Annotated in this window: 11 protein-coding genes and 1 pseudogene; 6 read left to right on the top strand and 6 right to left on the bottom strand. The window is 57.1% G+C overall.

All coding sequences use genetic code 11. The features are described 5' to 3' along the window. A pseudogene (locus QZ862_RS13810) lies at positions 1-2,530 on the bottom strand (hypothetical protein); the annotation flags it as partial. Between the two features lie 473 nt (positions 2,531-3,003). Between QZ862_RS13810 and QZ862_RS13805 the strand changes: the two are divergent. Both QZ862_RS13805 and QZ862_RS13800 read left to right on the top strand, forming a co-directional pair. Beyond that, on the top strand, positions 3,004-3,372 hold the full coding sequence (locus tag QZ862_RS13805) for an Hpt domain-containing protein (RefSeq protein WP_296038024.1): 369 nt from the start codon (positions 3,004-3,006) through the stop codon (positions 3,370-3,372). A 143-nt stretch (positions 3,373-3,515) separates the two neighbouring features. After that, positions 3,516-3,836: a 2Fe-2S iron-sulfur cluster-binding protein gene (locus tag QZ862_RS13800; RefSeq protein WP_296016213.1), complete on the top strand. Its 321-nt coding sequence runs from the start codon at positions 3,516-3,518 to the stop codon at positions 3,834-3,836. A 487-nt stretch (positions 3,837-4,323) separates the two neighbouring features. On the opposite strand, the gene QZ862_RS13795 is transcribed toward QZ862_RS13800, so the two are convergent. Beyond that, a complete protein-coding gene (locus QZ862_RS13795) occupies positions 4,324-4,953 on the bottom strand; it encodes a DUF922 domain-containing protein (protein WP_296038026.1) in 630 nt (209 codons plus the stop codon). Positions 4,954-5,233: 280 nt separating this feature from the next. Here QZ862_RS13795 and folP point away from each other — a divergent pair, with 280 nt between their 5' ends. The 3 genes from folP to folK are packed head-to-tail and all read left to right on the top strand — an operon-like array spanning position 5,234 to position 6,898. Then, positions 5,234-6,022, top strand: coding sequence for a dihydropteroate synthase (folP, locus tag QZ862_RS13790; RefSeq protein WP_296100580.1), 789 nt, complete (start codon positions 5,234-5,236; stop codon positions 6,020-6,022). Further along, positions 6,019-6,384, top strand: a complete 366-nt coding sequence (gene folB, locus QZ862_RS13785; protein WP_296016219.1) for a dihydroneopterin aldolase — start codon at positions 6,019-6,021, stop codon at positions 6,382-6,384. The genes folP and folB overlap by 4 nt, the downstream gene beginning before the upstream one ends. Further along, positions 6,377-6,898, top strand: a complete 522-nt coding sequence (gene folK / locus QZ862_RS13780; protein WP_296100563.1) for a 2-amino-4-hydroxy-6-hydroxymethyldihydropteridine diphosphokinase — start codon at positions 6,377-6,379, stop codon at positions 6,896-6,898. The genes folB and folK overlap by 8 nt, the downstream gene beginning before the upstream one ends. Positions 6,899-7,023: 125 nt before the next feature. Here the strand turns inward: folK and QZ862_RS13775 are convergent, their stop codons facing one another. The 4 genes from QZ862_RS13775 to QZ862_RS13760 form a co-directional block, all read right to left on the bottom strand. Further along, positions 7,024-7,581 (bottom strand): hypothetical protein, encoded by a 558-nt coding sequence (locus QZ862_RS13775; protein WP_296016224.1) that lies wholly within the window; start codon positions 7,579-7,581, stop codon positions 7,024-7,026. A gap of 128 nt (positions 7,582-7,709) precedes the next feature. Continuing rightward, the gene (locus QZ862_RS13770; RefSeq protein WP_296100560.1) at positions 7,710-8,786 is read right to left on the bottom strand and encodes a YcjF family protein; all 1,077 of its coding nucleotides are present in this window, start codon (positions 8,784-8,786) and stop codon (positions 7,710-7,712) included. Continuing rightward, positions 8,783-10,258, bottom strand: a complete 1,476-nt coding sequence (locus tag QZ862_RS13765) for a YcjX family protein (RefSeq protein ID WP_296016227.1) — start codon at positions 10,256-10,258, stop codon at positions 8,783-8,785. Before QZ862_RS13765 ends, QZ862_RS13770 begins: the two co-directional genes overlap by 4 nt. 110 nt (positions 10,259-10,368) lie before the next feature. Next, a complete protein-coding gene (locus QZ862_RS13760) occupies positions 10,369-10,878 on the bottom strand; it encodes a histidine phosphatase family protein (RefSeq protein ID WP_296100559.1) in 510 nt (169 codons plus the stop codon). A gap of 267 nt (positions 10,879-11,145) precedes the next feature. Between QZ862_RS13760 and dksA the strand changes: the two genes are divergently transcribed. Then, a complete protein-coding gene (dksA, locus tag QZ862_RS13755) occupies positions 11,146-11,565 on the top strand; it encodes an RNA polymerase-binding protein DksA (RefSeq protein WP_062425454.1) in 420 nt (139 codons plus the stop codon). Positions 11,566-11,657: the final 92 nt, after the last annotated feature.

Below are 11,657 nucleotides of genomic sequence, written 5' to 3'. Positions count from 1 at the left end.
AAAATGCCATATCGATAGCCATGGTGCGGCTGTCGAGCGCATCCGCGATGCGCTCTTCCACACCGGCGACCACATTACCGAGCGCTGACGTACGGCTGTCCAGTGTCTCGGCCAGACGGCCTTCGACGCCGCTGACGATATTAGTGAGATTGGATGTTCTGGTATCGAGCGTTTCCGCGATGCGTTCTTCGGCGCTGGAGAATGCCATGTCTATGGCCATGGTGCGGCTGTCAAGCGCGTCTGCAATGCGCTCTTCCACACCGGCGACCACATTGCCGAGCGCTGACGTTCGGCTATCGAGCGTGTCCACCAGACGCGTTTCTACGCCGCTTACGATGTCGCCAAGCGCCGAGGTCCGGTGATCGAGCGTTTCCGCGATGCGTTCTTCCGCGGTGGAGAACGCCATATCGATCGCCATGGTGCGGCTATCGAGAGCATCGGTGATCCGCTCTTCCGCACCGGAGACCACGTTTTTGAGCGCGGCGGTGCGGCTGTCCAGCGTGTCTGCGATGCGGTCTTCTACGCCTGAGACTGCGCCTGTGATGGCGGCAGCACGCGTTTCTAGGGTTTCTGCCAGGCGGCGCTCGACATCCGCGACCACGCTGTTGATAGCGGCAGCGCGCTCATCCAAGAGTGCGGCGAGTTGCTCGGCGGATCCAGCGACAGAGCTCGTGATCGCCTCTGAGCGGCTTGCGAGCGCGCTGTCGAAGCGGTTCTGAGTTTCGGTTAGCGCACCGAAAAGCTGTGCGCTGCGCTCGGCAAGAACCGTATCGATCTTTTCATGCGTGTTGACGATGGCGCTTGAGATTTCGTTTGTGCGGGCACTCAGTGCGTCCGTCAGTTCCCGGGTACGCGTCTCGAGCGAGCTTTCCAGCATTTCCTGGCCCGCGCCCAGAGATGTTGCCAGGGCGAGCGACTGGTCGGTGAGGGCGCTATTCAGCCGGTCGATATTGGATGTGAGAATGCCGTTGAGCGAATCCGTACCGCCCGCGACCGTCTCGTTGATGCGAGCCAGGCTTTCCATGAGCTTGCTGTCGAGAGTGCCAGCACGCTGATCGAAGGCGCTAGCGAACTCCGCTACATGCTGATCGAAGGCAGTGTTGACGAGACCGACCGTGGTCTGGAGCTTCTCCTCAAACAGGCCCGAACGCAGGTCGAGATCCATGATTGCGTCGTCGGCCGTGCTCTGAAGGCTCTGACGGAAGGACATGCCTTTTTCTTCCAGCGTTGCTGAAAGCTTGTCCAGCACCTTATCCAGTGACCCGTCGATGACCTGCTGGCCGCGGCTTATGTTCTGCGACAGCTCCTGCGACCGTTTGGTGAGCGTCTCGTTCAAGAGCCGCGTCTGCTCGTCCATGGACTTGTTGAGCGTTTCCGTGCCGCTCGATAGCGCTGAGGCGTGCGTCGCAAATTTCTCGATCAGCGCGCGGCCACGTTCATCGAACGTGTTGCTGAGATCGTGCAGGCGATGGTCGAATTCATTGTTGAGCGCAGCGCCTGAGGTGTTCAGCGCGTTCAGAAGATTTTCGGTCTTCGCCGCAATCAGCGTTCCCATGGCTTCGGTAGAAACGCGTGATTTTTCCAGCAGAGCTGCCGAACGTGTGTCGATCATAGAGGCGAAAGCTTCGCCGCTTGTCGCCAGGCGCATCGAAAGCTCTTCTCCGACCAATGACAACTCTTCCTTGAGCTGTTCCTGCGCTCCGAAAATCGAAGACCGGATGCGCTCTGCATGGCTGATGATCGCGTCGCGTTCGGCCGTCAGTTCGTGAACCAGGCCGCGCACGCGAAGCTCGTTGTCGGCATAGCTGCGTTCCAGCGCGTTCACTTCCGAATGAACGAGGGTTTCCAGCTCCGTTGCGCGCGCAATCGTGCGCTCGATGCCGTCATTCATGGCAGACACTTCACGGCGAACCGCCTGGCCGACTGACATGATGCGCTCGGATGCGATGGTTTCCGGCTCCGCAAGACGAAGTGCCACTTCGGCCATGGAGCGCGCCGCGTTTCGCAGGTCCTTGGCGCGCGCCATCATAATGGCGAAAGCGAAGAACAGCATGATCGGAACGACGATGCCGACAATGATCGCCATCAGGCCGGGAATGGCGAAAAGCTGCGCGAGCGAGCCCACGCCCCAGATTTGTCCGCCATAAATGGCATGTGCCAGGCCGATACCGGCAATGGCCCAAAAGATCGAGACGATAGATGCATTGCGCACGGCGCCGGTCATCGAGCCTGCTTCCAGCGACCGCAGTATCATGGCCGGGCTACGCTTGGTGCCGTCATTGGCAGCTTCCAATCCACCGGCGCGGGACTGCTGCTCGCTTGCTGCGCGTGCCGCCGCCTGAGCGGAAGACTGTGCCTGCTGTTCGTTCTTACGCGGTCTGTTATTTTCTGGCACTCTTGCCTCCGCGGGCTTTGGAGTGGACCTTCTACGAGGCTCCGGCTGGTTTTCGTAAGCGCCGAGCTGCAAGGCATCTTCAAGTGCCTGATATGCAGTCTCGTCGATCGAATCGCTAAACTTGTTGTTCGCCATGCGGTTACGCCTCGTTACATATACGCCCGGCTCATGTCGTTCATCCGCCCGCCGCCTGCAAACGAATATCCGCCATCATGCCTGCAAGACACCATACCCGAAGATATGCAGTGGCCCGCTCATACTAACCCTGAAAATTGGTCGCCCACTTCTCAAGACAAAAAATACATCAGCTCGCCGAATTCGCCAAACCTAGGACGAGCAAGCGATGTGGAATAACGGTAGTGGCACATTTGCGGCTTTTAAACAATTAACACGGCCAGCACCGCTGGTCCAAGTGCCTGCTTGTTAACAGTTTTTAAACCGGGAAAAGACGCGGAAACGCTGAATAATGAGAAGTTTAACATAAATTAACCATAGCTAAAGATTTTCCCGCTAATGGCGCCCCATTTTCAGCGGAAAGCGACAATAGCCTGCTTTCATGTGAGCCACATCGGAACACTCTCTAACACCACAATCGAAGGAAAACTGGAATGGCTGCGCTCAGCATCGCATTTGAAGCGCCGGACAATCACGGCGGTAACGCGGTCACGGCAAGAAAACCCATCGACTTTGCCCACCTCGCTGGCCAGACAAAGGGGGACAAGGATATCGAGATCGCTGTTCTCCAACTGTTTTCGCGTCAAGCGCGCTCCGTCCTGCAGGAACTTGCTGTTGCCGATCAGGCATCGATGCGTGTCATTTCGGGGCGGCTCAAAGGTTCGGCAGATGCCGTAGGGGCCTATAATGTTTCTGCGGCAGCCGAAGCGCTTGAAAACGGGCAATGCGACAGCGCCGTTCTAGCAAGACTTTCGGCTGCGGTCGTAGAAGCCGAAAACTTCATCCTGAAGCTCTGCCGATAACGTCCCCTTTTAGGGGTGAGCGGCGAAGGTTACGCCAATTCGACGGCCGGTTCGGTTTGCAGCCACATTGACGGGTTGCCAATCGTAGCCGGCCTTTCTATGTGTTTAGAAGAATTCTCAAACACCTTCCTGGATCTTTTGAAATGACCAAACTGACAATCGTTGCTTTCGACGGCACGTCCCATGATCTCGACGTCAGCAACGGCTCCACCGTGATGGAGAACGCCGTGCGCAATTCCATTCCCGGCATCGATGCCGAATGCGGCGGTGCCTGTGCCTGCGCTACTTGTCACGTCTATGTAGACGACCAGTGGACGGAACGGGTAGGGCCGCCGGAGCCGATGGAAGAGGATATGCTCGATTTCGCTTTCGACGTCCGTCCCACCTCGCGTCTGTCCTGTCAGATCAAGATGACGGACCAGCTCGATGGTCTGGTTGTCCACGTTCCTGAACGCCAGGGCTAAACGACAGGCAATTAGCGGAAAAGATTGAGCGGCAGTGGGTTTCATCCTCCGCCTGCCGCTCAAGTTGGGCACGTCTTAAGCAGGCGGAGAAAGACACCTGCGGCCTCATACGCACCGGGAGAGCCCATGTGATAGTGATGTCGCGCAATGTATTCTGTGTTTCTTGCGACATCGGCATGTCAAACTGCAAGAGCTGAAGCGCGCGACGAAAGTAATGCAGATCGCTATATGCCCCAACGATTCCCAAGTCGTCGAATGAAAATGTTTGTCAGATGAGATGATCATAGAGTGAGTCTGCCTGGCGCGACCACGACAAAAAATCAACGGTCATTATCCGGCAAAATTTCCCGCGTTATCGAAGGGTCGGAGCAAGTTTGCTGCGCTATGTGGGCCACCCGGAAGTCGCTCGGTCTTGTTAAAGCACGAGATGCGGGTCTCGAGGTCGAAATGGCCGCGAGCGGGGCGAACCCCTTTGGCAAGCGGGTATTCAGCGATTAGCGGGGCGCTGTTGGATACGGTGTTTGAGCAACCGCGTCATTCTTGCGTCGAAATTCTTTGATTCCACCATGTCGAAACGCAACTGATCCTTGTCGTGCGCGTCCATGACTTTTTGGCTCACCTCCGCGACCATCGCCTGTATTTTCTCGCAATCGGATTGAGGGCGCAGTTCACCTAGCTGTCGGTCAAGATCCCGGGCATAGCCGCGAGCGATTTCCGCGTGCCGTTCCTCATGCCGCTTGATATCGGCTGAGAGTGTATCCCAGATCAGGGCGAGATCGGCATTTGTGCGCCGGCGGTTGGACCAGCGGGGTAGCAGAATTTTCGTGTGCAGCGTAACTTTGACAGTGCCAACGCCGCATTTTCCGTCTTTCTCGACATAGGTCAGTTCGCCGCCGAATTTGATTTCGGTTGCGCCGGGATGACGAAAGCCCGTCGATCTGGTGATCGGACCCCGTTGCGACAATTCACGGTCCAGATCTTCCGCAGTCTTTCCACCAATGGTGAAATAGGAATAGGTTTTTGTGCTGACGGCTTCTGCAAGGGCCTGGCCATGCAGAGAGGACAGCAAAAGAACGCCTGCGAGAAGGGCGCGCCAGGCAGCCGAAAGCTGTTTCATTTTCCTGCCTTCATGTTGAACTTGCGGGAGGATTGCGGCATAGAGCGCAATGTGGCCGAGTAAGCGGGTAAGCCACGCTTCAATCCCTCATGGACCGTTCCGCGCCCGGACAAAATCGAAACCGGCTCAACGGCCGGTGCGGAGAACGGAGCGGGATCGGTAGTAATGGCAAGGCACTCCATGAGTTCGGAAAGGCGTACGTTACTTGATAACAGCCAGCGGTAATCTATGGCAAGCGGCGCATGGTCGCTCTGTGAAACTTGATGGGCGTGGCCTTATCATGGCAATCGTCAATGCCACTCCGGATTCGTTCTCCGACGGCGGGCGTTTCGTAACGGTAGAGCAGGCGGTTCGTTACGCGCTGAACTGTGTCGAGGATGGCGCTCATATCGTCGATATCGGCGGTGAATCGACCCGACCGGGCGCAGCGAGCGTAAGCGATACCGAGGAGCAGGACCGCGTGCTTCCGGTCATCGAAAGACTCAGTCGGGAGACCGATGCGCTGATCTCGGTCGATACCTACCGCTCGTCCACAGCGCGCCTGGCGGTCGAGGCGGGGGCGCATATCGTGAACGACGTGTTCGGCCTTCAGAAGGACGCTGCGATGGCGGATGTCGTCGCGACCAGCGGCGCAGGTCTCTGTATCATGCATACGGGCAGGGAGCGCGAAAAACTGGACGATGTGATTGCCGATCAGTTTGCGTTTCTAAACCACTCGCTGGTCATTGCGGATGCCGCAGGAATTATGCGCGATCATATTGTTCTGGATCCCGGCTTTGGATTTGCCAAGGATGTGGGCGAAAACGTCGCTCTCATGTCGCGTTTCGATGAGCTTTTAGCCTTCGGTCTGCCTATTCTGGCCGGAACGTCACGCAAGCGGTTTATCGGGGCGCTGACGGGCCGGGAGGCGGCGGCTGACCGCGATGTGGGAACAGCAGCGACAACCACGCTTCTGCGTCTTGCGGGGGCCGTGATTTTCCGCGTTCATAACGTGTCCATGACGAAGGATGCCTTGGCGGTCGCTGATGCTGTCCTGGAAGATAAAAAACGACAGGAGGCACGCGCTTGAGCCGATACACCATTCTTTTGAAAAACTGTTCGTTCTTCGCCCGCCATGGCCTGCTGGTGCAGGAAGAGGTTTTAGGGCAGCGCTTCTTTGTTGACGCGGAAATGGAAGTGGAAGCCGGAAACGCCCTCGAAACCGACGAGATTGGTAATACCGTCGATTATGGCGTGGCTTTCGCCGTCATCGAGAGCATCGTCGTCGGCCAGCGGCGCTACCTTATCGAAGCCCTGGCAAATGATATTGCCACCGCCCTTCGCCAGCGCTACCCTCAAATTGTTCGCGTCAAGATCACGGTCCGCAAACCGTCTGCACCTGTTCCTGGCATTCTCGATTATGCGCAAGTCTGTGTCGAGCAGCATGCCTGACAGATGGATCTCTGCGGCTCTCGGCCTTGGCGGTAACGTAGGTGATCCGAAAGCGGCGATGGCCACAGCATTAGCTGCGCTGAACGCTCACGACGACTGCCGCTTGGTTTCTGTATCCGAACTCTATCGTACGCCGCCTTGGGGAAAGACCGATCAGGCCGATTTCTTCAATTGCTGCGCTTTGATCGAAACGAGGCTGGCCGCAGAGACTTTGCTCGACCTCTGTCTCGATATCGAGCGGGGAATGAAGCGGGTGCGAGTTGAGCGTTGGGGACCTCGCACGATCGATATCGATGTACTGACCTACGGAGCCGCTCACATCGTAACAGAGCGTGTCGAAATTCCTCATCCCAGAATGATGGAGCGTGCTTTCGTCCTGATGCCGCTTGCCGATATTGCACCCGATATGGAGGTGAATGGCAGGCGAGTCAGCGAGTGGCTGTCCGACGCAGACAAATCCGGCATTGTTCGCGCAAACAAAAAGCGGGAATGGTGGACCACTTCCGCTCGCTAGAGCGCCGTGCGTCTCGCTAGATGCAGATAGACGCTCTTTCTTCTTTAAACTTACGCACCGTGCCTTTCCGAAGATCGATCCCGATTTTGGGGGCTGATGCTGTAGTAGAAATTTCCGAGCGTCCCCTACGGTCTGATAGAACCTACAGCCATTGCGTCAACATTACGAGCCAGTGTCAGGCCGATGACGGGAATCATCTGATCCGCGACCTTGACGGAGATCGTCACATTCATAGACTTGTTGTCATCCATGACGCGTGCGACCATTGCCCCATTGAGCTTGGCGCGATTGATGCCCAGCACGACCTTGTCGCCGCTGACCTGGCCTGACGTTACGTCCAGCCCCTTGCCCTCTGAGCCATCCAGAAACTTGCCTTCGTATGTCGCGCCCTTCTTGGCAATCACGGCGGACATGGGCTGCTTGAAGACGCCGACGCGGCAGGTGCCGCCAAGCTTGATCCCGGTTTCCTTCTCGCCGAGCGGTTCGCCGGTCAAGTCGCAGTTGAACTTGGTGCCTTTATATTTGCCCGCGACGATTTCGCCAGGGCCGGACCATGTGCCAGCGACCGAGCCGAAGAAGACATCTTCACGGGATGCAGCCTGAACCTCGGATACAGCAAATCCGCCGCTCACGGATATAACGGCGGCAAGCCCGCCCAGAAGCGAAAAGAAGCGCGAAAACATGATACTTTCCCTGGCGAGTAAGCCGCTTTGTGTGGGACCAATCTATGTCGCGAATGGTTAATGCTTGGTATATTTCGGGCAAATAAGGATAACGAATTGTAACCTTTGGCCCCCGAACCGCCCCGAAATCAGGACTTTTCAGTTCTGTTTGCGCCTGTGAGATCGGGTGTCAGGTCGGACACGAAATCGCTCACGCCTGGTCGCTTAAGCGCCCGGAACGGCAGCGGGCGGCAGAGATCCATCGCGGCAATTCCGATCCGCGCCGTCATCAGGCCGTTGATGACGCCTTCACCGAGGCGCGCCGAGAGACGCGAAGCCAGGCCATGACCGAGGACCTGCTGAGCAAGGCCATCACCGACAGCAATCGAACCGGTAACCGCCAGGTGAGCGACGACATCGCGCAGCAGCCGGATCATGCCGAGCGTACCGGGCCTTCCACCGTAAAGCTCCGCCATGGAGCGGACGAGCCTGGTTACTTCAAACAGGACATAAGCCAGATCGACGACGGCTCGCGGACTGACCGCAGTCACGACCGAAACACGCTTGGATGAGTTAAGGATCAAGGCTCGGGCCTGTCGGTCAAGCGGCGTGAGAAGCTCGCGTTCGGCAAGTTCGATCAGATGCGGCCCGTCAATCACATCGTTATCGGTCTCCCTCAGCGCGGCTCGGCCCTTCGCGGTTTCCGCCCGGTGCGAAAGAGCCGCTGTCAGACGCGATATCACAGACCGCGCGGCAGATGCCTTCTTCTGCAAAGCGGCCTCCTGCGCATCTGCCTTCAGCGACTGTACCGCATTCAAACGCATGATCCCGAAGACCTCGCGTGCCACAAGAACCAGAACCGCGACCACCGCAGCGCCAAGCGCAATACTTGCTGTGTAACCGAGCCAATCCGAACGCGAAAACAGATCATGGATCAGTTGATCGGCCCATAGGCCGAAGGCAAGCGAAACCAGAACGCCGATGGCACCCAGCGCAAGCTTTCCAAAGGAGAAACGGTGACGGCGCGGTTGTGCGACAGGCAGCGCGGCCTGGTCGATATCGTGTGGCGCGAGAAACACGTCGTCTTCGTCCGGCACGATGGAGACGCCTTCATCGAAACTTCGCGGTTGACGCCTGATAGAGGATGCAGAGCTTTCCGGTCGGGTCTCCCCTTCCAGGGTGAAGGCCGAGGGTCTGCGGGACGAGCCGTGATTGTTGTCTGTCATGCGAGTTTATCTCCAAACAGGAACTGCATGGCGCGGTCGAGCCGGATGTGCGGAACTGAAAGCTTGATACCGCCCGATGTCTCTTCCAGTTTCGGCGGGCGAAAGCGAATGACGTTGACGTCAGGCAAGTGCGCAGACGCGCCTTCAGCATCGATGCGACGAAACAGCGGCTCGGGATTTTCCGGCAAATCGCCTGGAAAGATCGCCGTACTGCGATTGCCATCGAAGACCTCGCCATTGATCGTCTCGCCAGCAATGGGTGTGCCGACGATGACCGGTAGCGCCGCGCCGTCCTGACGCACGCTCGCTTCCTTCGTGGCGCGCACCGAAGCAAGCGCCATCACCTCAATACCCGCGCCGCTCATGCCGATGGTCGTCACGGCCCGGTCGACCAGCCGCGCGGTTAAGCTTTCGAGCCGGTCATGGCTTTCGTGATGCAGATGATCCGCCTTGGTTGCGGCAACCAGCACCTTGTCGATCCGCCGACCGACGAGTGACGACAGCAGGCTATTCTTGCCGGGGCGGAAACAGGCAAGGACATCGCCCAACGCCCGTTCCAGATCCTGAACGGCCTCCGGCCCGCGATTGACGGCCTGAAGCGCATCAATGAGCACGATCTGGCGGTCGAGGCGGGCGAAATGCTCCCGAAAGAACGGCTTTACCACAATCGACTTATAGGCTTCGTAGCGGCGTTCCATCATTGCGCGCAACGATCCCTTGGGCGCTTTCTCTTCACCGATACCAGGAAGCGGCGAAAAGGTGAGAGCAGGGGAGCCTTCCAGATCGCCCGGCATAAGGAAACGCCCAGGCGGTAGTGTCGAAAGCGAGCGCTCATCGGATTTGCAGGCCTTGAGATACGCCGCAAAACTTTCCGCCAGGCGCCTTGCAGTCATCTCATCGGCGGGCGCATCGATATCAGTGGAGGAAGCGATCTCCATCCACTCACGCGCAAGTTCGGATCGCACACCAGTTTGCGCCAGCGACACGGTGTTATCGCTGAATGTCTTATAGTCCTGTGACAGGAGCGGCAAATCCAGCAGCCACTCTCCAGGGTAATCGACAATATCGATTGACAGTCGACCGGGGGAGAACCAGCGGCCCCAACCGCTTGCGCTTTGGTAATCGAGCGTAATCCGCAACTCTGAAATGGCGCGCGTGGAATCTGGCCAGATACGATCGCGCACCAGCGCCTGGATATGATCTTCATATTGGAAGCGAGGAATGGCATCGTCCGGTTGCGGCTCGAGACGCACGTTCGACACCCGGCCAGAGCGAATGGCCTCGAAGAGCGGCAGACGTCCACCATTCAGGAGATTATGAACGAGCGACGAGATGAACACCGTCTTGCCGGCACGAGACAGGCCTGTGACGCCAAGACGCAATGTCGGATTGGTCAACGCGCTTGCCCGGTCAGCGAGATTGTCGAGAGCAATCAAAGCGCTGTCGGTGATGGATGTCAGGGATGGCGGCAATGACTTTTCCTAGAAGCTACGGGTTCTTCCAAAATATATAGGATAGCCCGATGCTCAAAAAAGAAGCGGCTCGGTAAAGTTTTTTCCGCAAGGCCCGGAAGGTTTTCACCTTACGGCGTCAGAAAATCGATGAGCCGCCAGGCTTGAACTTCGCTCTTGGTGGGGAGACTGCATTGCAGTACGGCGAGCCCGGCCGTCGGGAATCCATGGGGAATAGACGCCTCCATCACATCCCGACCGAGCAAAGCCTTTGCGACAGCCTCGATCGTCGGATTGTGGCCCACGAGCATGACGGAAGAAGTGCCCTGCTTTTCGAAGGCGTGCCGGAGATATGTACCAGGCTGAGCATTGTACATGTCGTCCAAATAGAAAGCTGCAGGAGCGCCCTCAAATGCCTGCAGCAGAATTTTCGTCGTTTCGCGGCATCTTATCGCGGCGGAGCTGAAGACGACATCCGGCCTATAGCCATTATTCATGGCAGCACTGGCCACGAAAGCGGCCTCGGACTGCCCGGCTTCTGTCAGTCTTCTGTCGAAATCCCGACCGCCCGGATCTGCCCATCCAGCCTGAGCGTGGCGCAGGAGATAAAGCCGGAAAGTTTGCTGTTGCGATGCCGACATGCCGGATCATTCCCTGCAATCAAAAAGAGAGAACCAAACTTTACAGGAGCGGCATGAGAACCCGCAAGATCGGAAAAGTCGGGGCAAGTTTAGATAAAGTGATTGAAGACACAATTTGTGTTTTTACAATAATGTATAAAAAATAATCGTTTAGATCATTTTTGTGACAGATTTAAAAATGCCTAAAAACGGTTCTCCAGACTTGAACGGCTACACGGCATTGGAGTATACCCCCGCCATATGAGATGTTCTTCGAGGAGAATCGCGTTGAGTGAGAAGATCGATCTTAGTAACTATGTGCTGTCGGAAAACGACGAGTTCATGAATGCCAATCAGCGGGCCTATTTCAGGGCGAAGCTCATCGGCTGGAAGAATGACATATTGAGAGAAGCGCGCGAGACACTCGGTCATCTCGCAGAGGAAAGCGCCAATCATCCCGATCTGGCAGACCGTGCTTCTTCCGAAACAGACAGAGCCATCGAACTTAGAGCGCGTGACCGACAGCGCAAGTTGATTTCGAAAATCGACGCAGCACTTCAGCGCATCGAAGACGGTACTTACGGTTATTGCGAGGAGACCGGCGAACCGATTGGTATCAAGCGGCTCGACGCCCGCCCTATCGCTACCTTGTCCATCGAAGCACAGGAGCGGCACGAACGCCGTGAAAAGGTCTATCGCGACGAGTAGAAACATCGTCAGACAGCAGTTAGGTAGAAGGCCGGATCGGAAACGATGCGGCCTTTTTTGTTGCGACGGCAATCGGTATCGGAAATGGAAAT

Origin of the sequence: uncultured Agrobacterium sp., assembly GCA_913777615.1 — a bacterium.
Lineage (GTDB): Bacteria > Pseudomonadota > Alphaproteobacteria > Rhizobiales > Rhizobiaceae > Agrobacterium.
The sequence above is the reverse complement of the archived record's forward strand: the minus strand, read 5'-3'. Positions and strand labels throughout refer to the sequence as shown.